Raw genomic sequence first — 26,359 nt, 5'->3', positions numbered from 1 at the left:
CACCCAATGAACAACGACAAGCGCCCACTCTATATCCCATATGCGGGTCCGGCTCTTTTAGCGACCCCTCTTTTGAACAAGGGCAGTGCGTTCTCCGGAGAAGAACGTAGTTCATTCAACTTGGAAGGTCTTCTACCAGAGACGACTGAAACCATCCAAGAGCAAGTAGAGCGTGCGTACCAACAGTACAAAAGCTTTGAAAGTGACATGGATAAGCACATTTACCTGCGCAACATCCAAGACACGAACGAAACGCTATTCTACCGCCTAGTTCAAAACCACATTTCTGAGATGATGCCAATCATCTACACACCAACCGTTGGTGCAGCGTGTGAGAACTTCTCAAACATCTACCGCCGTGGGCGTGGTCTGTTCATCTCTTACCCGAACCGTGACCGTATCGATGACCTGCTAAACAACGCAGCAAACCACAACGTTAAAGTTATCGTGGTCACTGATGGCGAACGTATCTTGGGCTTGGGTGACCAAGGTATCGGCGGCATGGGTATTCCAATCGGTAAGCTTTCTCTTTACACAGCGTGTGGCGGTATCAGTCCAGCTTACACACTACCAATCGTACTTGATGTGGGTACTAACAACCCGCAACGTCTTGCAGACCCAATGTACATGGGTTGGCGTCACCCTCGTATCACTGGTCCTGATTACGATGCGTTTGTTGAAGAGTTTATCCAAGCAGTACAACGCCGTTGGCCAGATGCCCTGATCCAGTTCGAAGACTTTGCACAGAAAAACGCAATGCCACTTCTAGAGCGCTACAAAGATCGCATCTGTTGTTTCAACGATGACATTCAAGGTACGGCGGCAGTTACAGTAGGTTCTCTACTGGCAGCATGTAAAGCGGCAGGCACTAAACTGTCTGATCAGCGCATCACTTTCTTGGGTGCAGGTTCTGCTGGTTGTGGTATTGCAGAAGCGATCATTGCTCAAATGGTATCGGAAGGAATCTCTGATAAGAAAGCACGTTCGCAAGTTTACATGGTTGACCGTTGGGGTCTGTTGCAAGAAGGCATGCCTAACCTTCTTGATTTCCAACAGCGCTTGGTTCAGAAGTTCGATAACACGAAGAAGTGGGAAAATGAAGGAAATGGCTTCTCACTTCTTGATGTGATGCACAACGCGAAACCAACCGTGCTAATTGGTGTATCTGGTGCCCCTGGTCTCTTCAGTGAAGAAGTGATCAAAGAGATGCACAAGCACTGTGCGCGTCCGATTGTATTCCCGCTTTCGAACCCAACAAGCCGCGTAGAAGCAACACCAAATGACATCATTCGTTGGACAAACGGTGAAGCGTTAGTTGCGACAGGTAGCCCATTTGAGCCAGTGGTTCATGAAGGCAACACTTACCCTATCGCGCAATGTAACAACAGCTACATCTTCCCTGGTATTGGTTTAGGTGTACTTGCGGTAAACGCGAAGCGCGTAACGGACGAAATGTTGATGGAATCAAGCCGCGCATTGGCGACATGTTCACCATTAGCGATCAACGGTAACGGTGCTCTGCTTCCACCACTAGAAGAAATTCATTTGGTATCGAAGAAGATTGCATTCGCTGTTGCGAAGAAGGCGATTGAGCAAGGTGTCGCGCTAGAAATCACTGATGAAGCGCTAAATGATGCAATTGACCAAGCATTCTGGCAACCAGTTTACCGTCGTTACAAACGCACAGCATTCTAAGCTTTAAGACGTTTTGTATAATTATTAGCCCTCGCACTCCGAGGGCTTTTGTTTTTTATGCTCTTTTTTCTCATCCTAACCATATTTTGGCATAAATGGGCTTCTCTCTTTTCATTTCTATCAGATATGATGAGGGATACACATTGAAATAAGGACATCGAACGTTTTGCTGTTTTCTCGCATAAAGTCAAAGTGGAAGCTCAAGTTCTCATGGAAGCGTCTGGCTTTGGTTTTGTCGATCTCTTTACTCGGTCTTTTCGTCACGATTATTGCCATTGACCGTTGGGTCGTGCTCCAAGCACAAGAAGAAATCTTTACCGACTACGAGCAAGTGCCTAAGCATGAAGTCGCAGTCGTTCTCGGCACCAGTAAATACATTGGGAAGATCCTCAATACTTACTACACCCACAGAATCAACGCCGCTATCGAACTGTACAAACAAGGAAAAGTGAAGCAGTTTTTGTTGAGTGGGGACAACGCACATCGCTCTTACAATGAACCGTGGACGATGAAACGTGATCTACTCAAAGCAGGCGTGCCAGAAGAAGTGATTCATCTGGACTATGCGGGATTCCGAACTCTGGACTCCATCGTTCGCGCTAAAAAGATATTCGCCTCTGAGCGCTTCTTGATTGTCACTCAACGATTCCATTGTGAACGAGCGCTGTTTATTGCTGACGCTTACAATATTGATGCGCAGTGTTTGGCCGTAGCTGGACCAACGGCAAGTAAGCAGAAGATCAACATGCGAACGCGTGAACTTATGGCTCGTGTGAAAGCGTTTTTGGACTTGTACATCATGAATACGCAACCGCGCTTCCTTGGTCCTCAAGAGCCAATCGTTGCGGTCGAAGATACAGTGGAAGAAAAGCAAGAAATCATCGAAAACGAACGTAACATTCCGGTTCATTAAGTCGACCAAAGTGTTGCTGCTTTCAATATTCTCGCCCTGCATTACACACCGATAACAATTCATTAAAAGTAAATGGGTAGCTTTCTACCCATTTCCAATTCCCAACCTCACACTTTCTTATTCTGCCGTCGATTCAGGCAAAACACCCTTTCGCATCCGAAGTAACATTTAATCAATAAATAACTACAAGTCAGTTACTTTGCCATAAAAAACCAACACTAAGGCAATGCAAAAGGAGCACAACCCATGACCGCACTCGCTGTGACACTGAAGAATTGGTTCTTCACACGCAACAGCATGATATTGACGTCTAATGTCCTGCTGTTCGCTATTTTGTTCAACACCCTACCCTTTGAGCCTCAAGTCGTAACCGGCTTATGTATTTTGATTTTCGTTGCCGTACTTTGGTTAACGGAAGCCATTCACGTAAGCATCACTGCCCTGCTAATCCCGTTACTTGCGGTATTCTTGGGCGTATTCAATACCCAAGCAGCACTAAACAACTTCTCTAACTCGATCATTTTCTTGTTCTTGGGTGGTTTCGCATTGGCTGCCGCGCTTCACAAACAAAAGCTCGATCAAGCGATTGCCGACAAAGTATTGCTGATTGCGCGCGGTAAGATGTCTGTCGCGGTCTTCATGTTGTTTGGTGTGAGCGCAGGCCTATCAATGTGGATCTCAAACACCGCAACGACAGCGATGATGTTGCCATTGGTTCTTGGCGTCATGAGCAAACTAGACGCGAAGAAGAGTCACAGCACTTATTTATTCGTGCTACTTGGTATCGCTTACAGTGCGTCGATTGGCGGCATCGCAACGCTGGTAGGTAGCCCACCGAATGCTATCGCAGCCGCAGAAGTCGGTTTGAACTTTACAGAGTGGATGGAGCTGGGTTTACCAATTTCTTTGATTCTGATGCCTATCGCGATCCTGGTGCTTTACACCATGACAAAGCCAGATTTAAGCCACACGTTCGAACTTGACCACCAGCCAGTTGAGTGGACAAACGGCAAGAAGATCACCTTAGCGATTTTCCTATTAACAGTGACATTCTGGATTTTCAGCAAACCAATCAACGCGATGCTTGGCGGTTTTGCTAAGTTCGATACCCTCGTTGCAATTGGTGCGATTCTATTACTTGGTGCATCTCGCGCAGTAGAGTGGAAAGACATTGAAAAGACAACTGACTGGGGTGTTTTGATCCTGTTTGGTGGCGGTATCTGTCTAAGTAACGTACTAAAAGCAACAGGCACAAGTGTCTTCTTGGCTAACGGTCTAGCAGGCTTCCTTGAGCAAGCAGGTGTCCTACTTACGATTCTATCTGTGGTTGCGTTTGTTGTTTTCCTAACCGAGTTTGCAAGTAACACCGCAAGTGCGGCGCTATTAGTGCCAGTCTTTGCCACCATTGCAGAAGCGCTTGGTCTATCGCCAGTCATTCTCTCAGCACTGATTGCTGTAGCAGCATCTTGTGCCTTCATGCTGCCAGTAGCAACGCCACCTAACGCGATTGTATTTGCGACGGGTCATATCAAACAGAAAGAGATGATGCGAATCGGTATGGTGTTGAACGTTGCATGTATCGGCGCGCTAACTCTATTCGCTTGGTTGTTCTGGTAAACATTGCTCAAATAAAAAAGAGCTGCGCCCAAACGCAGCTCTCTTATCAAAACTAGCACTACAACTGCTGTTCTCGGTAATCAAATTGAATACCTAACTACTACCCCCTAGTCATGTTCAGCAGTTTCCCTTTTGGTGGTCGGTCGGCCACCTTTTTTCTTTTCCACGCCAATGGTGAGCGCGGCGACCATCTCAGAGCGCAGCAATTGGGAAGCTTAAGTTAAGAAGCGATATCCGACTTCTTTTGCATACCGTAATTCACTTCTATTCGGTTTCGGCCATTACGCTTAGCCAAGTACAACACTTCATCTGCACGAGCCATGGTTTCTGAAACTCGTTCGTTTTGCATTTGGGCGATACCAATACTGCACGTTAGCGATTCACCATGAACCCAGAGGTGTTTTTCAACGTTATGGCGCACGACTTCGGCTTTCTTCACTGCTTGCTCAATATCGGTATTTGGGCAGAACACGACGAACTCTTCCCCACCCCAACGAACCAAACGATCATCTGGTTGGATAGAGCTAGCGATCACCATAACAAACTCCCGCAGAATATCGTCACCCATCTGATGACCATACTTGTCGTTTACACGTTTGAACTTATCCAGATCCATGTAAAGGATAGAGAAGGAATCGTGCCCCCAACGAACTTGTCGAGCCTGTTGCTCCAACCAGTTCTGTACCGCATGTCGGTTCATTGCTCCAGTTAACGCATCACGATGTGCCAGTTCTGCAAATTCATAATTTTGAGCGCGCAGTGTACTGTTCACTTTTTCTAAATGGCGATGACGCTTGCGTGCTTTGTTATACGCGATTTTGTTCTTGCGCATTTCATGCAGTGAGAAAGCCAAGCCAAGTGCCATCCAAGAGAACAACAGCGCGAACAAGAGTGTGGATTGCTGAACATACGCACCTTCAAACTCTATCTTGTCGATAACGATCTTATGTTTACCGAGTGCCGCACCCGCTCCGGTAGCCAAATCAATGCGAGTAATATTGGCAAATTCAGGCGCAGAGTGCTCAATTGCAACGTCGTTATCATTCAACCACCACGTCATTACTTGAAGGTTTTCTATTGGGATCTCGATAACTTCGCTAAAGTCTGAAGGAGAAAACTGCATGCCATTGTATTTGATGGTGTATTCGTCATTCGGATCTGAATAGGCCGAATTGAAGTTACGTAGGTACAGGCGCAGGTTTTTGCTTGGGCTTTGTCCCTCTCCCGCCGTTTCATAACGAATTTTAAGACGAACGGTATGGTAACTGGAAAGATCCAAACCTTTAGTCGCTTGCTTCACATCGGTGTAAACGGAGATACCGCAATAAGGCCACGCGTACTTACTTTCTTTTAGGTCACAGTTTAGAACCAAACTGTGGTTTTGATAAGTAATATCAGATTCACTCAGACCACCAGCAATGGCATCGCTTGTGACATGAATATTAAATTGATCCGGCGTGACTTCTAGCTTACGGGTATCACCAAGCAAACTGTATAACGCCACTAAACTGATGGTGCATATCGATAATGCAAAAATTAATCTGTGTATCCACTTCATCGTGACTAACCTAGTTACTGACTATCGTTCTGTTTATATTAAGCAAATGTACTGAAAGTTATTTCACATTTCAAATAAAGTTATTTATCAAGTTAAAAAGTGATTTTTGACTCGCATTCTCACTCTCGATACATATTACTCATTTAAGAAGCGTGATCTTGCTTCAGGTATGTAGGATTTTTCTCACTTGAGCATTTGTGCGAAGCATCTCACGTCAATCAACATCGCCTTGATTAAAAAGACACCAAAGAGAACACAAAACCACAGACTTGTTTGCTTACCTCTGCATATCGAGACCGCTTCGGTATATACTGTGCAAAAACACAATAATGAGTAATGTCATGTCAATAATTGCTACAGGCACGCTAAACAAAATGCGTGCTTCTCTGGATGGTGCAGTAAGCTACCGTCTGCCTGTGGGTGATGAAGAAGTGGATTTGAGCCCATTTCTTGGTAAAACCCTCACCCTAACTCACACTGGCAACATCTACTGTTGTTCTTGCGGTAAGAAAACCAAGAAGAGCTACTCTCAAGGCCACTGCTTTGTATGTATGAAGAAGTTGGCGAGTTGCGACATGTGCATCATGAAGCCAGAAACTTGTCACTACGAACAAGGCACATGTCGCGAGCCGCAATGGGGTGAAGAGAACTGCATGGTGGACCACTTCGTTTACCTATCTAACACGTCAAGTTTGAAAGTGGGCATCACGCGTCATACCCAAATTCCAACCCGTTGGATAGACCAAGGTGCGACACAAGGTTTGCCTATCTTCAAAGTAAAAACTCGTCATATCTCTGGCTTGATTGAAATCGAATTAGCGAAACACATTGCTGATAAGACAAACTGGCGAACGCTGCTGAAAGGCGATGGCGACCCAATTGAACTGCAAGATCGCTTTGCAGAACTGCTGCCATTAGTAGAAGACAAAATCGCTGAGATTAAACAGCAGTATGGCGATGACGCAATTGAAGTGTTAAGCGAAAACATCACTTCTCTAAGCTACCCAGTTCAGCAGCATCCAACTAAAATCACCTCACACAACTTCGATAAAAACCCAGTTGTAACGGGTACATTGCAAGGTATTAAAGGCCAATACCTGATCTTCGATACTGGCGTGATCAACGTGCGTAAGTTCACCTCTTATGAAGTTGAAGTGAGCGAATAAGCTCTCGACTCATTGAATAAACGAAACGAAAAAGCTCGAGCACTTGGCTCGAGCTTTTAGTTTGTGGCGTCTTCGATTCTTAGGCGTCGAGGATGTTTTCTAACACATCAAACAACATATCGATTTCTGCCGTCGTGTTGTAGTGCATACAACCGATGCGCACCACACCACCCGACTCCTCTAAGCCTAACTGGCGAACGAGTCCTAGTGCATAGAAGTGCCCATTCCAGACGCAGATATTGTGCTCACCCAACGTCTTCGCGATGAACTCTGGAGCGTATTTATCAAAAGTCAGCGCGAAAGTTGGCGTTCTCAGTTGGTTGCTTTCATTGTTAATACCAAACAAGTTCACGCCATCGAGCGCCCCTAAACGCTGCAAGAAATGCTCACTCAATTGCTGCTCATGTTGGCTGTATAACGCATAGCTTTGCTCCAAGCGCTGACGAAGTGATGCATCTTCATCGCCAAACTGGGCTAGGTATTCAATCGCAGCGGTGACGCCTGCCAAGCCCTCAAAGCTTTGTGTTCCGGTTTCGAAGCGTCCCGGTCCAATGTTGGTTGCAGGTTCAACTTTGTAGGGCTTAACACTGTGTAACCACTGGTCTGCTACATACGCGATTCCTACATGTGGTCCAAAAAACTTGTACGCTGAACACGCCAAGAAATCACATCCTAATGCTTGTACATCCACTAAATGGTGTGGCGCATAATGCACGGCATCCACATAAACTTGAGCGCCGATACTGTGTGCCATTTTGACCACTTGGTGCATGTCAACAATCGAGCCCGTGGTGTTCGATGCGTAAGTCACCGCCACTAAACGCGTTTTTTCATTCAACAAGCTCTGAAGATGCGCAAGATCCAGCGTGCAATCTTCTTCATTAATTCTGACTTGGTGAACCACAGCGCCTTTGTCTTCTGCTGCTTGTTGCCAACTCGACACGTTAGAGTAATGGTCTAGGGCTGAAACAATGATTTCATCGCCCTCTTTCCAATCTCGACTAATGGCGCGACTTAGCTGGAATGTCAGCGAGGTCATATTCGCTCCAAACACAATATTGCCCGAGGACGGTGCGTTTAGCAGAGCTTGTGCTGATTCGCGAGCCGACTGCATTACATCAACCGTCGCTTGGCTTGAGAAATAATGCCCGCCGAGGTTCGAATTGAATCGCCCAAGGTAGCTCACCATGCTATCGAGGACCGACTGCGGCACTTGTGAACCACCGGGTCCATCAAAAAAGGTCACTGGGCGATCATTGTGGTATTGCGCCAGTGCGGGAAATTGTTCTCGGATCTGATTAAGATTGAAGTTCATTTCGTTTGTCCGTCGCTGTCAGTACAAATACATCCATATGACCTTCTTGGTCATTAATCACTGAGCGAATTGGCACCGCGTTGTGCCACAGTTTGCTGTCTGCCAGCATTGCCACTTCGCCATTTTCCAATACTTTACGGAAAAAAGGCGCTTGATTGTGGCTGCTGTAAAGCATGATGTCGCCACCCATGATGTTGTGACGCCCTACGCCTACTAGCGCGATGTGGTCAAAACCATCTTGGTGTACCCCTTCCGGTGCAACTTGGGTTTCATCGTAAATCGCGGTAATTCGAATTTGATGGATCTCGATTTCCTGACCGTCTGGTAAGTGGTTTGCGTTAACGAACAACTCACACATTTCACGGAAACCTTCGCTAGAAAGAATCCCTTTTTCAATCGGCTCAAACTGGCGAATCACATCACCTTGGAAACGGTTGATATCAGAAGATTGTACAAAGCTGTTCTTGTTTAAATCGACCACCTGACCGTTTTCAAATCCAACGACAGAGTAACGACGAAGACGATATTGACCGTCGGCGTGTTCCGTACGAGGTAGGCCTTCGAAGGAAGGAGAAAGTTGCTCAATCGCTGCCATGCTGAGCTGAGTTAAATGTAGGGTGTTCTCTCGTGAATGTAACATCATTGGCTCCTTTAATGAGGCACATTTAGCTTGTTTGAATTAACATTTAATTTACATCTTAGGATACGCAAATATTCTGCAATTACCAGAATTTGACGTTGATAGCTTCAACAAAAAAGAAAAAACGACACTTAGCACTACAATTAATATCAACAGCAGTTTAAACATTCAGAACGGAGCTTGCGCAGTATTTGAAACTAGAACTCTCTACTATAAACAGAATTTTATTCTAGTCTGGAACACCTCTCCATAAACATCAGCAAGTTCTAACCTATAACCAATAATTCGATCCGCTCCTTTCGTTTATGCTTTTAAAGCACTAAGAATTTCCATACAATCGGGAGAAATGTTCAGCCCTCTATGGAGCCATAATGAGCGACGTAAAACACTGTAAATTATTAATTCTTGGTTCTGGCCCAGCAGGTTACACCGCAGCAGTATACGCAGCGCGTGCTAACTTAAACCCTGTGCTAGTAACGGGAATGCAGCAAGGTGGTCAGCTAACGACCACAACTGAAGTAGAAAACTGGCCTGGTGACGCAGAAGGTCTTACTGGCCCAGGTTTGATGGAACGCATGAAAGAACACGCAGAACGATTCGAAACAGAAATCGTGTTCGATCACATCAACGAAGTGGATCTGTCTCAACGTCCATTCCGTCTGAAAGGTGACTCTGGTGAGTACACTTGTGATGCGTTGATCATCTCTACTGGTGCATCAGCGAAATACCTAGGTCTTGAATCTGAAGAAGCATTTAAAGGTCGCGGCGTTTCAGCTTGTGCAACTTGTGATGGCTTCTTCTACCGCAATCAGAAAGTGGCGGTTGTGGGCGGCGGTAACACTGCTGTTGAAGAAGCGCTTTACCTATCAAACATTGCATCAGAAGTGCACCTGATCCACCGCCGCGATTCATTCCGCGCTGAGAAGATCCTTGTAAAACGCCTGATGGATAAAGTTGAAAGCGGTAATATCGTTCTTCACACTGACCGTACACTAGATGAAGTGCTAGGCGACGACATGGGTGTAACGGGTGTTCGCATTAAAGACGTGAACAGCGGTGCAACTGAAGATATCGATGTAATGGGTGCATTCATCGCAATCGGTCACCAACCAAACACGCAAATCTTCGAAGGCCAAGTCGATATGAAAGATGGTTACATCCTCGTTCAATCCGGCCTTGAAGGTAACGCGACGCAAACAAGCATCGAAGGTGTGTTTGCAGCAGGCGACGTGATGGATCATAACTACCGTCAAGCAATCACCTCTGCAGGTACTGGCTGTATGGCAGCTTTAGATGCAGAACGCTTCTTAGACGCACTTACTGACAAATAACTTTTCACATTTGTGTCATATCCTTAAAGCCCAGCGGTATTCCCGCTGGGTTTTCTTTTGTATACTACCGCCTCATTAAAACAATTATCATTAAGCCTTCACGATGGATAAGAAAAAGCAAAGCAGCTTGAATAAGTGGCTTAAGCAACAAAGTAAGTTGGCCAAGCGCTGGCTGATGGTTGCGATAGGCCTAGGCGTACTATCAAGCGTGTTTTTATTGGCTCAAGCAGCCCTGCTCGCCTCCATTCTCCACCAACTCATTATTGAACAAGTCGACAAATCCGAACTCGTTTGGTACTTCGTCGGACTTGGTGTCACCGTTATCGGTCGCGCAGCTTGTACTTGGGGACGCGAAATCGCTGGATATCGTTGCGGTGAACAGATCCGCGTTTACATCCGCCAACTGATTCTCGATAAAGTTCACCAACTTGGTCCTGCTTATATCAAAGGCAAGCCAGCAGGTAGCTGGGCAACGTTGATTTTAGAGCAAGTAGAAGACATGCAAGACTTCTTCTCGCGCTACCTTCCGCAAATGTCGTTGTCTGTTTTGGTGCCTTTCATCATCCTAGTGGTGGTTTTCCCAATTAACTGGGCAGCGGGTTTAATTTTCCTGATTACTGCACCATTGGTTCCAATGTTTATGGCGTTGGTGGGTATGAAAGCCGCTGACGCAAACCGTAAGAACTTCAAAGCTCTGCAACGTTTATCTGGTCACTTTTATGACCGTTTGCAAGCAATGACAACCATCCGTTTGTTCGACCGTACTCAATCAGAAACCGAGACGTTAAAAGGTGCATCTGAAGTTTTCCGTACTCGCACAATGGATGTATTGAAGATTGCATTCCTATCTTCAGCAGTTCTTGAGTTCTTCACTTCTATCTCAATTGCGATTACGGCAGTTTACTTTGGCTTTAGCTATATCGGAGAGCTCAACTTCGGTTACTACGGCACAGGTGTAACACTGTTTGCAGGTCTGTTTATTCTGATCCTTGCGCCTGAGTTCTATCAGCCATTGCGTGACCTTGGTACCTTCTACCATGCGAAGCAACAAGCAGTTGGCGCAGCAGAAAGCATTGTTGAATTTCTAGAGCTAGATGTAGACCAAGTAAAAGACGGCAACAAGGCCGTAGAGCCAAACGCAGCGATTCATATCGAAGCTCAAGACCTTGTTATCTTCAGCCCTGAAGGTAAACAACTTGCTGGTCCCCTATCCTTCTCGCTAGAAGCGAACCAAAGCACCGCACTGGTTGGCCCAAGTGGTGCAGGCAAAACTAGCTTAGTAAATACCATCCTTGGTTTTATGCCATACAAAGGCAGCTTAAAGATTAACGGCTGTGAACTTTCCGAGTTGGATTTGGCGACATGGCGCGAAACCATCAGCTGGATTGGTCAAAACCCAATGCTTTTGCACGGCAGCATTCGTGACAACGTCACCCTAGGTAAGCAGGATATTCAAGACCAGCAAGTCCACTCTGTACTGAGTGACTCCCACGCTGCAGAATTTGTTGAAATGCACGGTCTGGATTACCAAATCTCTGATCGCTCTGGCGGTTTGTCTGTTGGTCAGGCACAACGTCTTGCTCTTGCTCGTGCGATGTTACAAAACGGCCGTTTTTGGCTACTTGATGAACCAACCGCAAGTTTGGATGCTCGAAGCGAGAAATTAGTTATGGAAGGCATCGGTAAATACACTGACTCCACCACTAACTTGATGATCACTCACCAACTCGCACCGCTGCAGAATGTCTCCCAGATTCTGGTTATGCAAGAGGGTCAAATCGTTCAACGTGGCGATTACGCAACGTTGGCTTCACAAGATGGTTTGTTTAAAGAAATGTTGGCTGCCAACCTAGCTCAACGTGAATCAGACAAGGGGAACTTAGATGCGTGATTTACTCCCTTATCTAAAACTGTATAAAAAGCACTGGTTTGGTTTGTCACTCGGTATGCTTCTAGCGTTTCTAACGCTGGCTGCTTCTATTGGCCTACTCACCTTATCCGGTTGGTTTATCTCTGCGGCGGCGGTAGCGGGTTTGACTATTGCTCGTGAAACCTTCAACTACATGCTTCCGGGCGCTGGCGTTCGTGGCGCTGCGATGGCACGAACTGCGGGCCGTTGGGGCGAGCGTGTAGTTAGCCACAATGCAACATTCAAACTACTGACGGATCTACGTATCTTCTTCTTCAAGAAGCTTGCACCACTGATCCCTGGTCGCGTTTCGACTCTGCGTGATGCGGATCTGCTAAACCGTCTAGTGGCAGACGTAGACGCGATGGATCACGTGTACTTGCGTCTTGTCAGCCCTGTGATTGTTGGCATCTTCGGTATCTTGTCGCTAACCGCAGTACTTGCCTTCTTTGACTGGCACCTTGCGCTACTGCTTGGCGGTATCCTGACGGTAATGCTGTTGGTGTGGCCGGTATTGTTCTACAAACTGGGCAAACATAACGGCGAACACCTGACTCAAAACAAAGCACAACTGCGCGTAGCAACACTGGACTGGCTACAAGGTTACAGCGAGCTGAGCCTGTTTGGTGCAGAAGAGCGTTACCGTAACGTGATTTTAGAAAAGCAAAAACAGCTGCTATCCAACCAGTTTGTTAACGCAAACCTCACTGGTATGGCATCTGGCTTGTTGATGCTCGCTAACGGCTTAACCCTTGTTGCAATGCTTTGGTTTGCTGCGGATGGTGTCGGCGGTCGTGCTCCAGATCCTTGGATTGCACTGTTCGCATTTGCAACCATGGCAAGCTTTGAAATTCTGATGCCAATTGCTGGTGCTTTCCAATACCTAGGTCAAACATTGACATCCGCACGTCGATTGAACGAAATCACCTTAGCGGAGCCAGACGTTGTCTTCCCTGAAACATCGAAGCGTGAAGGTAATAAACCGTTAAATATTGAGTTCGACAAGGTTGATTTCACCTACCCTGATGGCCAGCAAAAAGTGCTGAAAGACCTAACACTGTCACTGCCATTGGGCTCAAAAACGGCGATTGTTGGTCAAACCGGTTCAGGTAAATCGACGCTTATTCAATTGCTTTGTCGCTACTGGGATGTAAACCAAGGTCAAGTCAGCATTGGTGGTGCGCCTCTGCAAGATTGGAGCGAATCCGATCTGCGTGCTGCAATCACAGTAGTTAGCCAACGTGTGGATGTGCTTAATGGCACACTGCGTGACAACCTATTGCTTGCAGCTCCAGAAGCAACAGATGAACAGCTGGCTGACATTCTAACTAAAGTGGACTTGGCGAATCTGTTAGACGAACCAGGACTGGATGCTTGGCTAGGTGACGGCGGTCGTCAACTGTCTGGTGGTGAGAAGCGTCGTATCGGTATTGCTCGTGCGCTATTGCGTGACGCTCCTATCCTACTGCTTGATGAACCAACTGAAGGTCTAGACAAGCGTACTGAGCAAAAAGTGATGGAATTGTTCAAGCAACACTTCACCAATAAAACGGTCGTATTCATTACTCACCGTTTGATTGAGTTGGAAAGCATGGACAACATCTGTTTGATGGAACAAGGCGAAATCATCGAACAAGGTAGCCACCAAGCACTGCTTGCAGAAAAAGGTCGTTACCACCAGCTATTACAATCTCTGTAGTACTGGGATTCAAATAGACAAAGGGCTCATCAATTGATGAGCCCTTTTCTTTTGCTCTCGCTGTTCCCATAACAAGTGCAAAATTCTTTAACGACCTGACTTGGCCAGATAAGCCGACATTTCCTCTTCCGGTACCATGCCGCCACCGGTCGCCCAAACTAAGTGAGTCGCGTTGCTTAATTTCTCTTCAGTAAACTGCATTCGCGCTTGGTAAGCTTTATGGCTAGAAACATGCACCGCACCAACCATGCCTGCAAGCGCCGATGGTTCTAAACGAATATCTTCCAGCTCGCTAAGCTCACCTAGATGGTGATACATGCGCTCATCCGTAATGGTGTAGTACCCATCAAGCAGTCTCTCCATCGCTCGGCCAACAAAACCAGACGCACGACCTACCGCTAAACCGTCAGCAGCAGTAATGTTATCAATACCAAGATCTTGCACCGCGATGTCATCATGCAAACCAGTGTGCACACCAAGCAGCATACACGGAGAATGTGTCGGCTCCGCGAAGAGACAATGCACATCGTCACCAAAAGCCATCTTCAAGCCGAACGCCACACCACCAGGGCCTCCGCCTACCCCACATGGTAGGTAAACAAACAACGGGTGGTTCGAATCAACGACAATACCCATCTCATCAAACTGTTGCTTTAAACGTTCACCTGCAACGGAATAACCTAAGAACAAGGTTTGAGAGTTTTCATCATCAATAAAGAAGCAAGTTGGATCTTTCTCTGCTTCTTTGCGTCCTTGTTCAACAGCAACACCGTAGTCTTGCTCATATTCCACTACATTCACGCCGTGAGAGCGCAGTTTGTTTTTCTTCCACTCTCTCGCATCTGACGACATATGAACCGATACAGAGAAGCCAAGTTTTGCACTCATGATGCCGATAGACATGCCCAGATTTCCGGTTGAACCCACGGCAATGCTGTATTGCTGAAAGAACTGACGAAACTCTTCACTGAACAATTTGCTGTAGTCATCACTTTCACTTAGAAGCCCAGCTTCAATCGCCAGCTTCTCCGCATGTGTCAACACTTCATAAATACCGCCACGTGCCTTAATAGAACCTGAGATAGGCAAATGACTGTCTTTTTTAAGCATCAAACGCCCAAGGATTTGAGTGCCGTATTGCGCTTCCAAGCAGGACTTAATCTTGTCGATGCCGACCACGCTCGATTCAATGATTCCGTTAGAAGCCGCCGTTTCAGGGAAGGCTTTCATTAAGTATGGAGCAAAGCGCTCTAGTCGTTCACTGGCGTCTTTGATGTTGGCAACACCTAAACCAACGAACGGCAAGCCTTCTTCAAGTGTGGTGATATTTGGGTTGAACCAAACCACCTCTTCCAAATCAATCAATCGCTTAACCAGAGGAAACTCGGTAGCAAGTGCGTGTGCATTGTAGGTTGTCATTGGTTCCTAGTTGCAAGTTACTGTCTTTAATCGTTATTTAACCAAACTCTCGCCAAAGATGACAAACGATCAAAAATCACTTTCACATGAGCTGGATTAAAACAAAAACGTGATTAAGTTGGAATTTTGCGGACAAGAAGTCTTTTTAGCTCAACATACAACACACAAAAGCCCTATTATCCAATCAACAGCAGCAAATCATTCATTAGCCATGTACACCAACGACACCATTTTCGGTAAGCATCAGCGCATCAACAGTTTTCAGCTTTCTAAGTTACACACCTTTGAAGTAGCAGCGAGACACTGCTCTTTTTCCCTTGCTGCGGAAGAGCTTTCCATGACCCCTAGCGCCATCTCACATCGCATCAACAAACTGGAAGAAGAACTTGGCATCAAGCTGTTTGTAAGGTCACATCGAAAGATAACCCTGACCGAAGAAGGCGAACGGATATATCTAGCCCTTAACCGAACGTTGAATGAGTTAAACCAAGAAGTAATGGAAGTGAAGTGTGGCGATGTTTCGGGCGAACTGACCATCTACTCCCGCCCTTCCTTTGCGCAAAGCTGGCTGGTTCCGCGCATTTACTCGTTTAAACAGCAGTTTCCGTCGATTGAGCTAAACATACTAACGGGTAATGAGAACGTGAATTTCCAAGGCTATGGCATTGATGCTGCCATTTACTTCGACGAGCAGATGCCAGAAAAACTGTGGCACCAAGAGCTGATGGAAGAAAGTATTGTTCCAGTTTGCACCAAAAAGTACGCAGAAGAACTGGGACTCATTGATGCCCCAGATAAACTTGTGAGCGCCACATTACTGCATGACAAACAAGCATGGGACTACAACTCGCATCATGATGAATGGGCGCTCTGGGCGAGTGAAAATGGGCTCAACGACATCGAAGGGATCCCGAGTATCTCGTTTGATCGTTCCGATCTTGCGGTTACAGCGGCAATGCATAACGCCGGCGTTGCCATTGGCCGACTTTCTCTTGTCGAAAGCTTGTTGAAATCCGGCGCACTTATTACGCCTTTTTCTGCGAGAGCACTTCGCTGTAAACAGAAATACTATGTGGTCACCGCCAATGAAAAGCACTCACGCAAGTTGGCACTTTTCATTGGTTGGTTAAATCAGCAAGCAGGGAACCGCTAAATGTTATGCCCACATCGCCGATGAGCCATGGTTTGAGCTAGGCTTAGAGAGTTTTGGGCATAAATCCGAAACCATACTTGGTCTGTGCAGGTAATAACCCTGCGCATAACTCACATCCAAACTTTGCATGAAATTCAGTTCATCGGATGTTTCAATCCCTTCGGCAACCAAATCAAATTTGTATTGGTGCTTCCAAGACGCCAAACGTTGCCAGAACTTCTCATATTGAATGCCTTGCCTTCTGAGTAAGCTTCGATCGAGCTTCACCACATCTGGCGATACATACCGAATGATGGATTCATTTTTATGATTGTCTCGCCCAAAATCGTCCAGCGCAATTTTCACTCCCAAGTTTTGGCACAACTGTAGGTTGATCTTAAACATTAACTTATCGCACACCTCTGTTGGGTACTGCGTCTGCTCGGTCAGTTCAAGCCATAACGTGCTTCCCATACGCTTACATGCGTTCAATAAGGGCAACACATCGGCAAAAAAAGACAGACTGGAAAGATAAGAAGGTGGAATATTTACCGAAATGAAGCCAATCGATTCAGGAAGCTCATCCAAACACGTTGAAAGCTTTTTGAATAATCGTTTAGTAAAAAAATTGGCGTACCCTTCTTCCTCGATACAACGGAAAGATTTTTCGATACATCTTGGCGTGTTCCATCGCGTTAGCACTTCAGCACCAATTTTGTGGCCGTGCTGCAATCCATAGATTGGTTGAAAGATGGGATAGAAAGCGCCTTTACGAATATCCGCAAAGACCGTTTTACATTCATCCTCCCTCGTTGAATTTTTCATGGGTCTTACCGTTAACAATAGATCTCTAATATAAAGATTAAGGGAACGTAATACACAATAGTAGGCATCGAAAAATGGGTTTGCTTGAGCTTTGCTATGCGACTCCTATAATGACAGAGCAATCAATAACCTATTACAGAACAAAAAATGCGAGGAAATTGATGTTCGGGGAATACTTAAAACAACTCAGGGAAGAGATTGGACTAACACAAAAAGAACTCGCGACCAAACTGAACCTCGCGAGCACAAATTTCGCCTCGATTGACCCAGTAACTATTAGCCGCTGGGAAAGAGGAACGACGGCTCCAACGACGGTAAAAGCCATCAGAATCCTGAGAGTACTCACCACCGACTTAATGCCCTTTCTCATCACGCTGCCATCTGAGTCAGGAAAAGGCATATTTGAAGAGATTGTTGAATATCGATTTAAGTCGCCTTGGGCAACATTAATGAGCAGCTCTTATGACACACAATCGAAATGCAATGCGATTTCGGAAAGTCAGCTGTTAGAAAGCGATCAGGATGATTACCTAACTAGCCTAAAACACTTTTTCAATAGTTTGTCGCTCGATAACAAAGCGCTGTTCGATATCGATTTGTACCAATATCAGCTCGATAACAAAATGGTCGCTCGCAAATACACGGATGAAGAAAGTAAAGAAATTCTGGGCCATAGTATCTCGTTTTTATTTGATGCTAACGAATTACATCAGTATTTCTCATCGCCATTTTATCCAGTGCCATTGCAGCAAGCTCGCCCTTATTCCATGAGCCGAGCCATGGCGGTTTGTACCATCTCTCGTTATTCGTCGATTGAATCTGTATTTTGGCAAAACAGTGCATTTGGTGCGAAATACGTTGCCTCACATGCCAACATTCATGATATGTACTTTTATGCTGTTGACCACTGGTCAGTCAATTATATGAATAGTTTAGATGCAGAGAAAATTGCTTTTGATACACCCGATGAAAACGGCATTGTAAAAATTGGCAATCAATCTTTTAAACGCTGTTTATACCGAGTTGATAGCGCTATCTGGTTATCCAGACCAGAGATCATCGAGCTTCTAAAACGCGAATAATTATTAATAAGTGTCACTTCTTTCTTATATAGATGAACAGGATATAACCAAATCCAGACATATTATTGACATGATTGAACGTGACACTGCCTAGCATAAAAATAGTTTCTACAATTAATGTAGGCACGTGTAAGAAACACGATTCAAGTTATTATGAGGGCAATGTATGTTCGGGGATTACCTGAAAAAGCTTAGGATCGAGGGAAATCTTACGCAAAAGGAACTTGCGGTAAAACTTAACTTGGCAGACCCAGAGTTCGCCTCTATCGACTCTGTAACGGTCAGTCGTTGGGAACGCAATACTACCGCACCGAATCCGGTTAAAGCGGTTAAAGTACTCAGAACCCTTACCAACGATCTAAGGCCTTACCTTCTCTCCATCGAGATTGATGAGGACAAGACTCAGATTAATCACTATCTGAAAGAGCGTTACCATTCTCCTAAAGATGTCTTGATGAATACTTCGTATCAATCAAACCAAGAGGTTGAAGCATGTAATGTGCTTGAGGCACCACTGTTTGAATCCAGAGGGGAAAAATACGAAGCAGGTTTGAAGAACTTCTTGAGTGGAATTGGCATTGAGTACGACACCTTGTTTGACGTCGACCTATACCAATATCAGCAAGATCATAAGATTTACGGCAAGAAGTATCTCGATAAGCTGTCTGGACGATTGCTGGGGCACTCGCTGTCTTTCTTCTTCCATGCCGACGATTTAGAAGACTATTATTGTTCGCCGTTTCTTAAGATCCCGATAAAAAAGACCAAAGCCTATTCAAGCAACAAAAAGATGGCAATCTGTACGTTAACCCATTTTTGCTCTGATGAGCCTACCTTTTGGATTGACCATCAAACCGGTATTGACTACCTCGCGACTCACGCGAACGTTCAAGACCTTTACTACTATGCCATCGATAAACTCACGGCAGACTATATGATTGGGATCGGCGCCGAAAAAGTGGCTTTCGACGCACCGAGCGAACAAGGCATCGTCAAAATCGGTGCAGAAAAGTACATGCGCTGTTTACTTAAACTCGACAGTGCGATTTGGCTGACACGCCCTGAGTTGCTTCTCCTTCTCAAAAAACAATATCCTCAATAATCAACTACCCTAGTGTAAGAAGCCAATTAGTTTTGGCTTCCTTTCCATAATAAAAACAAGGTAAGTGTATGTTTGGAGACTATTTAAAACAGTTGAGAAATCAGCTCAACTTGACGCAAAGGGAACTTGCCACAAAGCTCAACCTCGCAAACCCAGAGTTTGCCTCTATCGACTCTGTAACGATCAGTCGATGGGAAAGAAACACAACATCACCAAACGCGGTTAAAGCGATCCGAGTACTTCGTGAACTCGCATTAGACTTAAAGCCATTTTTGCTGTCCATTCCGTCTCCGGACGGCACCATGCTCGATGACATCTTATACGACCGCTTTCATTCGCAGAGAGCGATGCTCCTAACATCGGGATACGAAGAGCTAAAACCGAGTAAAGAAGTCGAGATCATTGAAGAGACGCTTTTCACTGAGCATGTTGACGCCGATCTGGCTCGCTTAAAAAACTTCTTTCTCAATTCAGACGCGCATTACCCAGGGATGTTCGATCTCGATTACGTGACGATGCACAATGACGATAAGTTAATCGCCAAAGTCTACAAAGACAGCGAGACGAACAAAGTGCGTGGGCACTCGATTTCGTTCCTTTTCCGGATTGAAGATTTGGACGCTCATTTTCATAACCCAAGCCAAACCTTGCCGTTTAGCCAAGCTCGCGCTTACTCAGAAAACCGAGGTATGGCACTATGTTGCTTGAGCCGATATGCCGCTAGCGAACAAGTCTTTATGATGCTTCATCCGACGTTGGTGGATTACTTGGCAGGACGTTCCAATATCACTGAGTTGTACTATTACGCGTTCGATAATCAATTTACCGATTATTTAGTGAGCTTGGGGGCTGAGAAAGTCGCTTATGACACGCCAGACAAATCGGGTTCGGTAACCATAGGCAAAACGTCTTATCGCAAATGCTTACTAAAAGTGGATACTGCCGTACTTCTTGCACAGCCTTCAATGATATATCTACTCCATCAACACCAAGCAAATACTGCAAAACGTTAAACGCTAAATAAGGCTTTCCTGAAATATATTAAGCGCCGTAAATTCACTTACGGCGTCTATTAGTGCATTGACACTAATAGATAAATAATAAATTCAGTGAAGAAAGGACCTTATAATTACATCTAATATACTCATATGAAATATGTTCTTTCCCGTGAACCTTTCTCATTTTTAAGATAACAGCAAAAAATGATTTACCGAACGTATAATTGTATAAATTTCATTAACCTACGTGACCAAGTACTAAAAAAGACTGTAATTACAAGGCTGTTTTCATCTATTTTAGGACAGTATTGGCCATCACTAGGCATCTTCAATCGACTTAATAAGCACAATGCCTTCTCAATTTAATAACAAACACAATATGATTTGCATGATATTTATGATCAAACACAACATAAATATTAATGCATTTTCAACCTCCTATAAGCCAAGTCAATTTTAAAGGGTCGTAAGTAAATGGAATAACATTTCCAACAATTGACATATTTGGCAGAGGAATGTCATGCACATAACTTAAACGAAAAATAAGAATTAGCTATGGACATGTTTTAAACCTATGGGGGAAAGTAAAGTGTTCGGGAGTTATCTAAAAGCAATAAGAACCACATTAGGGTTAACTCAGGAGCAAGCATCGATAAGGTTAAATCTATTAGGTGGTGATTTAGCTAATATAGACTGTGTCACTTTCAGTCGATGGGAACGGGGCATTACTCAACCAAGCTTAAGCCGTCGAGTAAGAGTCCTACGAGCGTTTGAAAACAACTTGCTGCCTTATCTGTGCAGTTTGGGATTAGACTCATCTTTAAAGGATGAAGTTGAGCAATTTGAACTGTCGTTGAAGCAACGCTACCAGGATGCGATGTCGATCATCTCGGGGATTGATTACAACACTCCATGTCCGGTAGAGCACAATAATATTGAAGAGGAAGAGCTCAGCCAAAGTAATGAACAAGAGTTCATTCACAGTTTGAACAACTTCCACAATCAATTGAAGTCGCTCAACATTAAGCACAATTTGGCTACTATCGATTTGGTGGAATACCAAAAGGATGGTCGCGCAATTGCTTACAAGTACCTTTCTCGGGGGGAGTTAGTAGGACATAACATTGGCTTGTTTTTTACCGAGCCAACATTAGAGAATGAAATTGATCGAGTAAAGAAAAACCGCTTACCGATCGATGTCATTGACCTAAGACTCACCAAACCGCTGAAAGATAAAGGGGTATATTCTTACTACGCCATCAGTCAACACTCGAAGAATGAACGTGTTTTCCGTAGGCAGTTACACACTGAATTTACCTTTTTGGCTCAAAATGCGCATATTCATCACTATTACGCGAGTGTCACACTCAAAAGTTCTGTCGATGTTATGCTCAAGATGGGCTTTAGTGTCGCCGCTTACGAAGGTGAAAACCCAGTTGGCGCGATTAAAGTCGGGTCTAAGCGTTACACCAGAGCGATCATGTATATTGAAACCAGTGAACTGTTCACGCAGCCTGAGTTTCTCTACTTGCTCACTTGTTGCGGCGTTTGCACTCACCGCCAGTGTGACACCTGTACGGAACACCCTGACTGCATTTGTTAATTAGCGACAAAGAACGAAAGTTTCGGCATTCAGCTGCCCCGCTCTGTGCTTGAACGACACTGTTCATCAAAAGGTCAATAACAGCAGACTCTCCCTCCTAACCTGTTGTGATTGGCCTTTTTATTATCCACGTCGCCCGCATTTAGTTTTCGACCTTACATTACGCATACGGCCATCAACGAGTTCAACGGTAACGTACCCAGAGCGCATTATTAAGAAACTTGAGCCAAAAACTGAACGCTCTGACTTATTGGTTTCCATTCTAAATCCTATTTGCTGCATTACCTAGGCAGATAACAGTTTAGCTTTTTATAATATGCTTAGGATTGATTAAGTTAGAGCATTTAATCCGTACATATCCGCGTTGAGAACTCATTAGGTATCACTGCTCAATCGACAGTGTATCGTATAAAAAACAAACGCAACTCATTGAATATCCCGATACTTAGCAATAGGGGTATGTATCAATTTGTAAATGCTATCTTATCAAGCTTCATAGTCGTTAAGATGAAGCGTTAAAGTGCTATACGTTTATTCACAGGTGAAACGCATGAAAAAGATTCGCTACCCATTTGATTTGCACGGAACGCTCTCAATCCGATACAGGGACAAAGTAAATCCAATTTTTCTTGATACTGACGAGGAAAATCAGTCCATTATCGACATTGATGATTTTGCAGTAAGAGCGTTTAGCTACGACGCAGAAGATCGTCTACTAAAAATATCGTTGCAAAAGGCGGTGAACCTTACCGAGATCTCGGATTGCGGTTCGGTATTTACAGGTGTGGAGCTAGAGCAAAACAACATCAAATTGGATCTTGTGTACTGCCTCTACAATGCAGGCATTATTAGCTCTAGCATTTCTTACCCACTTGATGACGCTTCACCGATTGAATCTATCGCAGTCTCAAAGCCATTAACCTTGCATTTAAAGTAGAGCCATTGATGTAGTAACGAGCTCCCAAAGCAACAGCTAGGGCTCTGAAGCAACAATAACTAATAACTGCATCACCATACTCAAATAAAAAGCCCTTGCTGTACGGACAACAAGGGCTTTTTGTATTCAGGCGAGTAGCGCTAGATTAATAGGACCTGATATCTATGCCCTACTCCAATAGCGGCTTACTTTTGGTAGAAAGCGCGTTTTTTCTCGTACATGGCTTCATCTGCGATAGAGAACAGATTTTCCAGCGCCACTGACTCACTCGATGCACCGCCAACAGAGAACTGAACTGGGTGACGGTTTTGCCCTGATAGCTCTATCCATTTGTCTTGCTGAGATGCTTCCAAAGCTGAAATCAGTTCATCTAATGCTGCGGCATTCATATCTTGTGCAATCACCGCAAACTCATCGCCACCAATCCGATACAGGGCGTGCTTACCTTGAAGTACTGTCTTAATCAGTTGAGTGGATTTAGCAATTAACAGATCACCACGATCGTGCCCGTAGGTATCATTCAACGTCTTCAATCCGTTAATATCGATGATAAGAATCGACATCCTATGCCAACGCCCCTGAACAACAGACTGGCGCGCATACTCATAGTCTTCATCAAACGCTTTTCGGTTAAAGCTTTTGGATAATTTATCTCGACGAGCGAACTCTTCCAATTCAAGCCAAGAGTAGAGCTGCTTCTTGAATAGCTCTAGAAGGATGCCTTCCTCTTCGTTCATCGAATAAGTACCGTAGTCGAAGTAACCCAACTCAGAACCCGTTGATGAGCGCATCGTTTTAACGCGTTCACAGTCCGGTTTTTCAAAGCTAAAGCGCATGTCTGAATCAGGGAAGAGCTTGATCAAACCTGAATTAATCACTTCCGGAATCGCGTGATACCCCACACCTGCATGGCTGGTGGTGAAATTAATCAAGGTCATCAATTTAGCTTGGTGCGCCTCTTCTCGGGTCAAGTTCGCACGTAACTCTGCCGTTTGTTCATCAACGCGATGCTCTAGCTCTTGGTTAAAGTTCGCTAACTGTGCGTTGGTTTCTTGGACTTGCAGGTTTGCCTTTCGCAGTGCTTGGTTTCTGATCTCCAATTCATCCATGTGGTTGGTCAACTGAAGCCACAACGAGTCGAGCAACCTCATCAACTGCCTAAACTCTTTAAACTGGAACTGCTTAGGTTGAAGATCCGGACGCTTGTTGTTTTTAAAGCTACGTACCACCCGCTCCATTTTCCTGATAGGTTGAGTCAACCAACGGCTCGCGACGATCGCAAAGCACAGGGTCACAATGAGCGTCGCGATGATAATATTGAGCAGCTGTTGCTTCGAGCGCATAAGGTCTTGGTTACGCACAGCGTCAGAAACAGTGTGCACCATAGTGACTTCAAGTGGCTCTACAAAGTTACTGTTGTTCACCTCTATCTCACTCACATGGCGAGAGTTATCCGTCTTTAACTTGTTGATGTCACCGTAGTGGAAGTTCACGCTCTCTTGCGCATAGAGGAAAGGCTGAGAGATACGAATCAAATCTTGGTACGAAACCAACACCACTAGATAACCTTGCGGCTCATACTCTGATCCAGGCAACAGCGTATACGGCAAAAGCGGACTAACGAAGGCAATTCCACTTTGTCCCCCCTCCAAGACTAACCCTTCATCAAAGTAAGTGGTGTGGAACATTTTACCCTGCTTATAAACATCGCTAGCGGCGCGTATTTTGTTAAGCAGTTTGCTGGTTTCTAAATGGTAAACGGAGCCATTACTTTCGTACATTGGCTGCCAGTTTTTGTCGATGATATAGGTGGTACTAACGTTAACGGCCAATTCTTCAAACGTTTCGATCATCTGCCAGATGATGCTTGAATACAGCACGTTATCCATGCCTTGAACCAACAAACGGTCTTTGGAGTACCAACGTGTTAAGTTCGCGACGAACGTCAGATCTTCCGTCACTGTTTTCTTGATACCTTGATTGGTATTAACAAGCTTGATCTCTTTCTCCACCAGCAGATCTTCTTGGTGTTTTTCGATCATACTAGTCCCGACCCAATAAGCAGGAAGCAAAGAGCCTAGCACCACAATCAAAGTTAGGATGTTACGTAAACTTATCATGATGACTTCCTACGTTTATGGATATGCTGAGAGTGTTTTTGGATGAAATCCACCACAAACTCTGCTGCGGATTCAGCAGGCATGCCTGCACGGAAGCGTTTGTAGCCACGAATCAACGCTTCCCATGTGACCGCCATTTCGACAGTACTCGGCATAACATAAGCTGGGTTCAACTGAGTATAGAGATCGCTGTAGTAAGTGCTGTCTGCGTCATACCATTTACGATTGATTGAGCGGTTGGTCGAAATCAGATTCTGGTTGATGATAACGTCTTCGATGAATTCAGGTTTCTGTACAATCGTCGCTAGGGTTCGCATGGCTTGGCGCTTGTCTGGGTTTGCCATTGCTTCAGCATTAAACGCCAGCACTTTGCCACCACTTAACGAATGCATGTGATGGTTGTTGTAAGTCGGCAAGCCGCTGATTTTCAGCTCTTTTGAAAAGTGTTGTTTGAGCTCCCCTAACGCCCAATCACCATCAATTAAGTACGCCACTTCACCATCGATAAACTGTTGTCGTGCCTGATCTTGGCCGTATTCGCCTTTTAAAACGCCCACGACAGGAAGCTCACCATAAAACTTCAGCGCAGCAGCTAAAGCACCAACGTCAATGTCTGTGACCGGTTTAGAACGATGGTCAGAAAACATTGGAACAAACGACATCAAAAAATACATATTCGGATATTGCATCGCCAGCGTCGTTCTTCCCTGCTCAGCCTCTTCAAGCAGCTCTTCCCACGTCGGTTCAAGATCTTTGGTTAGCTTTGTGTTCACGTACAACACAAGGTGATTGCCCAATCCAAGAGGCACGCCATAAATGGCTCCATCAACCGAGACCAGCTCAAGCGCTTTTGGCTCAATACTCTTTTCATCAATCCAGCTCGAAGGGATTTTAGCCAAATCGAAATAATCGTGTAGCCCTAGAAAATCTGAAGGCACCCAAATCACATCAGGTACCGTAATCCCTGTCTGTTTTGCTAATAACAGCTCTGAGCGAATGTTGTTTACGTCAAACTCACGAATCGCTAGCTTGTTGCCCGTCTCTGCCTCAAAACGCTCTTGGATCTCAGCAACGGTAGAGTACTCAATACCGCTCCACACTTGGATCTCTTGTGCATTTGCAAAGGAAGATAAGCAAAGCAGAAATGTCAGACAGAGGTTTCTCACTAGATTTCTCGAAAATTGATGATGTTACAAAGATAGCGAACAGCGGATGGTTGTTCAAAATCGCCATTTGGAAATGTGCGTGTGCTTCCATTAGAAAATAGCGATTCTGCAGAAAGTAAAAAGCGCCGCTAA

Annotated in this window: 20 protein-coding genes; 13 read left to right on the top strand and 7 right to left on the bottom strand. The window is 45.1% G+C overall.

The window, feature by feature from the left end; translation table 11 throughout:
• Positions 1-6: 6 nt before the first annotated feature.
• The 3 genes from VCHENC03_RS13945 (at position 7) to VCHENC03_RS13955 (ending at position 4,225) form a co-directional block, all read left to right on the top strand.
• Entirely contained in the window at positions 7-1,695 is a 1,689-nt protein-coding gene (locus VCHENC03_RS13945; RefSeq protein ID WP_009705856.1) for an NAD-dependent malic enzyme, read from the top strand.
• 166 nt (positions 1,696-1,861) lie between these two features.
• Entirely contained in the window at positions 1,862-2,608 is a 747-nt protein-coding gene (locus tag VCHENC03_RS13950) for a SanA/YdcF family protein (RefSeq protein WP_005443283.1), read from the top strand.
• Positions 2,609-2,854: 246 nt separating this feature from the next.
• Positions 2,855-4,225 carry an SLC13 family permease gene (locus VCHENC03_RS13955; RefSeq protein ID WP_005443284.1) on the top strand — a complete coding sequence of 457 codons (1,371 nt, stop codon included), beginning with the start codon at positions 2,855-2,857 and terminating at the stop codon, positions 4,223-4,225.
• Positions 4,226-4,445: 220 nt separating this feature from the next.
• Here the strand turns inward: VCHENC03_RS13955 and VCHENC03_RS13960 are convergent, their stop codons facing one another.
• Positions 4,446-5,783: a GGDEF domain-containing protein gene (locus VCHENC03_RS13960; RefSeq protein WP_032802691.1), complete on the bottom strand. Its 1,338-nt coding sequence runs from the start codon at positions 5,781-5,783 to the stop codon at positions 4,446-4,448.
• Positions 5,784-6,124: 341 nt separating this feature from the next.
• On the opposite strand from VCHENC03_RS13960, the gene VCHENC03_RS13965 reads away from it, so the two are divergent.
• The gene (locus VCHENC03_RS13965; protein ID WP_009705854.1) at positions 6,125-6,949 is read left to right on the top strand and encodes a DUF2797 domain-containing protein; all 825 of its coding nucleotides are present in this window, start codon (positions 6,125-6,127) and stop codon (positions 6,947-6,949) included.
• A gap of 79 nt (positions 6,950-7,028) precedes the next feature.
• On the opposite strand, the gene VCHENC03_RS13970 is transcribed toward VCHENC03_RS13965, so the two are convergent.
• Together VCHENC03_RS13970 and VCHENC03_RS13975 are read right to left on the bottom strand one after the other, a co-directional pair.
• The gene (locus VCHENC03_RS13970; RefSeq protein ID WP_009705853.1) at positions 7,029-8,264 is read right to left on the bottom strand and encodes a cysteine desulfurase-like protein; all 1,236 of its coding nucleotides are present in this window, start codon (positions 8,262-8,264) and stop codon (positions 7,029-7,031) included.
• Entirely contained in the window at positions 8,248-8,904 is a 657-nt protein-coding gene (locus VCHENC03_RS13975; protein ID WP_009705852.1) for a 2OG-Fe dioxygenase family protein, read from the bottom strand. The genes VCHENC03_RS13970 and VCHENC03_RS13975 overlap by 17 nt, the downstream gene beginning before the upstream one ends.
• Positions 8,905-9,275: 371 nt before the next feature.
• Here VCHENC03_RS13975 and trxB point away from each other — a divergent pair, with 371 nt between their 5' ends.
• The 3 genes from trxB to cydC all read left to right on the top strand — a co-directional run bounded on the left by trxB (position 9,276) and on the right by cydC (position 13,843).
• The gene (gene trxB / locus VCHENC03_RS13980; protein WP_009705851.1) at positions 9,276-10,235 is read left to right on the top strand and encodes a thioredoxin-disulfide reductase; all 960 of its coding nucleotides are present in this window, start codon (positions 9,276-9,278) and stop codon (positions 10,233-10,235) included.
• A 103-nt stretch (positions 10,236-10,338) separates the two neighbouring features.
• Positions 10,339-12,126, top strand: coding sequence for a heme ABC transporter permease/ATP-binding protein CydD (gene cydD, locus VCHENC03_RS13985; protein WP_009705850.1), 1,788 nt, complete (start codon positions 10,339-10,341; stop codon positions 12,124-12,126).
• Positions 12,119-13,843, top strand: coding sequence for a heme ABC transporter ATP-binding protein/permease CydC (gene cydC / locus VCHENC03_RS13990; RefSeq protein ID WP_009705849.1), 1,725 nt, complete (start codon positions 12,119-12,121; stop codon positions 13,841-13,843). The genes cydD and cydC overlap by 8 nt, the downstream gene beginning before the upstream one ends.
• An 87-nt stretch (positions 13,844-13,930) precedes the next feature.
• Here the strand turns inward: cydC and VCHENC03_RS13995 are convergent, their stop codons facing one another.
• A complete protein-coding gene (locus VCHENC03_RS13995; RefSeq protein ID WP_009705848.1) occupies positions 13,931-15,262 on the bottom strand; it encodes a D-serine ammonia-lyase in 1,332 nt (443 codons plus the stop codon).
• 211 nt (positions 15,263-15,473) lie between these two features.
• Here VCHENC03_RS13995 and dsdC point away from each other — a divergent pair, with 211 nt between their 5' ends.
• The gene (gene dsdC, locus VCHENC03_RS14000) at positions 15,474-16,415 is read left to right on the top strand and encodes a DNA-binding transcriptional regulator DsdC (protein ID WP_009705847.1); all 942 of its coding nucleotides are present in this window, start codon (positions 15,474-15,476) and stop codon (positions 16,413-16,415) included.
• A 3-nt stretch (positions 16,416-16,418) separates the two neighbouring features.
• Here dsdC and VCHENC03_RS14005 read toward each other — a convergent pair whose 3' ends face one another.
• Positions 16,419-17,219 carry an EAL domain-containing protein gene (locus tag VCHENC03_RS14005; RefSeq protein ID WP_009705846.1) on the bottom strand — a complete coding sequence of 267 codons (801 nt, stop codon included), beginning with the start codon at positions 17,217-17,219 and terminating at the stop codon, positions 16,419-16,421.
• A gap of 74 nt (positions 17,220-17,293) precedes the next feature.
• Between VCHENC03_RS14005 and VCHENC03_RS14010 the strand changes: the two genes are divergently transcribed.
• The 5 genes from VCHENC03_RS14010 (at position 17,294) to VCHENC03_RS14030 (ending at position 22,941) form a co-directional block, all read left to right on the top strand.
• A complete protein-coding gene (locus VCHENC03_RS14010; RefSeq protein WP_232310327.1) occupies positions 17,294-18,301 on the top strand; it encodes a helix-turn-helix domain-containing protein in 1,008 nt (335 codons plus the stop codon).
• A gap of 166 nt (positions 18,302-18,467) precedes the next feature.
• Positions 18,468-19,403, top strand: a complete 936-nt coding sequence (locus VCHENC03_RS14015; protein ID WP_009705844.1) for a helix-turn-helix domain-containing protein — start codon at positions 18,468-18,470, stop codon at positions 19,401-19,403.
• 68 nt (positions 19,404-19,471) lie between these two features.
• The gene (locus VCHENC03_RS14020) at positions 19,472-20,416 is read left to right on the top strand and encodes a helix-turn-helix domain-containing protein (RefSeq protein WP_009705843.1); all 945 of its coding nucleotides are present in this window, start codon (positions 19,472-19,474) and stop codon (positions 20,414-20,416) included.
• Between the two features lie 574 nt (positions 20,417-20,990).
• Complete coding sequence (locus VCHENC03_RS14025; RefSeq protein ID WP_009705842.1) at positions 20,991-22,004, top strand: helix-turn-helix domain-containing protein; 1,014 nt, start codon at positions 20,991-20,993, stop codon at positions 22,002-22,004.
• Positions 22,005-22,554: 550 nt separating this feature from the next.
• On the top strand, positions 22,555-22,941 hold the full coding sequence (locus VCHENC03_RS14030; protein ID WP_009705841.1) for a hypothetical protein: 387 nt from the start codon (positions 22,555-22,557) through the stop codon (positions 22,939-22,941).
• A 185-nt stretch (positions 22,942-23,126) separates the two neighbouring features.
• On the opposite strand, the gene VCHENC03_RS14035 is transcribed toward VCHENC03_RS14030, so the two are convergent.
• Entirely contained in the window at positions 23,127-25,061 is a 1,935-nt protein-coding gene (locus VCHENC03_RS14035) for a GGDEF domain-containing protein (protein WP_009705840.1), read from the bottom strand.
• On the bottom strand, positions 25,058-26,161 hold the full coding sequence (locus VCHENC03_RS14040; RefSeq protein ID WP_009705839.1) for a sugar ABC transporter substrate-binding protein: 1,104 nt from the start codon (positions 26,159-26,161) through the stop codon (positions 25,058-25,060). Before VCHENC03_RS14040 ends, VCHENC03_RS14035 begins: the two co-directional genes overlap by 4 nt.
• Positions 26,162-26,359: the final 198 nt, after the last annotated feature.

Origin of the sequence: Vibrio sp. HENC-03, from assembly GCF_000305755.2 — a bacterium.
GTDB lineage: Bacteria > Pseudomonadota > Gammaproteobacteria > Enterobacterales > Vibrionaceae > Vibrio > Vibrio owensii.
Note: the sequence above shows the minus strand (reverse complement) of the source record. Positions and strands in the feature narration are given on the sequence as shown.

Bases quoted from the DNA above. Each gene is read 5' to 3' on its own strand.
- VCHENC03_RS14035 (WP_009705840.1), bottom strand. From the start codon at position 25,061: ATGATAAGTTTACGTAACATCCTAACTTTGATTGTGGTGCTAGGCTCT.
- VCHENC03_RS13975 (WP_009705852.1), bottom strand. From the start codon at position 8,904: ATGTTACATTCACGAGAGAACACCCTACATTTAACTCAGCTCAGCATG.
- VCHENC03_RS14030 (WP_009705841.1), top strand. From the start codon at position 22,555: ATGAAAAAGATTCGCTACCCATTTGATTTGCACGGAACGCTCTCAATC.
- VCHENC03_RS13995 (WP_009705848.1), bottom strand. From the start codon at position 15,262: ATGACAACCTACAATGCACACGCACTTGCTACCGAGTTTCCTCTGGTT.
- VCHENC03_RS13945 (WP_009705856.1), top strand. From the start codon at position 7: ATGAACAACGACAAGCGCCCACTCTATATCCCATATGCGGGTCCGGCT.
- VCHENC03_RS13955 (WP_005443284.1), top strand. From the start codon at position 2,855: ATGACCGCACTCGCTGTGACACTGAAGAATTGGTTCTTCACACGCAAC.
- trxB (WP_009705851.1), top strand. From the start codon at position 9,276: ATGAGCGACGTAAAACACTGTAAATTATTAATTCTTGGTTCTGGCCCA.
- VCHENC03_RS14010 (WP_232310327.1), top strand. From the start codon at position 17,294: ATGGGTTTGCTTGAGCTTTGCTATGCGACTCCTATAATGACAGAGCAA.
- dsdC (WP_009705847.1), top strand. From the start codon at position 15,474: ATGTACACCAACGACACCATTTTCGGTAAGCATCAGCGCATCAACAGT.
- VCHENC03_RS14020 (WP_009705843.1), top strand. From the start codon at position 19,472: ATGTTTGGAGACTATTTAAAACAGTTGAGAAATCAGCTCAACTTGACG.
- cydC (WP_009705849.1), top strand. From the start codon at position 12,119: ATGCGTGATTTACTCCCTTATCTAAAACTGTATAAAAAGCACTGGTTT.
- VCHENC03_RS13960 (WP_032802691.1), bottom strand. From the start codon at position 5,783: ATGAAGTGGATACACAGATTAATTTTTGCATTATCGATATGCACCATC.
- VCHENC03_RS13965 (WP_009705854.1), top strand. From the start codon at position 6,125: ATGTCAATAATTGCTACAGGCACGCTAAACAAAATGCGTGCTTCTCTG.
- VCHENC03_RS14005 (WP_009705846.1), bottom strand. From the start codon at position 17,219: ATGAAAAATTCAACGAGGGAGGATGAATGTAAAACGGTCTTTGCGGAT.
- VCHENC03_RS14015 (WP_009705844.1), top strand. From the start codon at position 18,468: ATGTTCGGGGATTACCTGAAAAAGCTTAGGATCGAGGGAAATCTTACG.
- VCHENC03_RS13970 (WP_009705853.1), bottom strand. From the start codon at position 8,264: ATGAACTTCAATCTTAATCAGATCCGAGAACAATTTCCCGCACTGGCG.
- cydD (WP_009705850.1), top strand. From the start codon at position 10,339: ATGGATAAGAAAAAGCAAAGCAGCTTGAATAAGTGGCTTAAGCAACAA.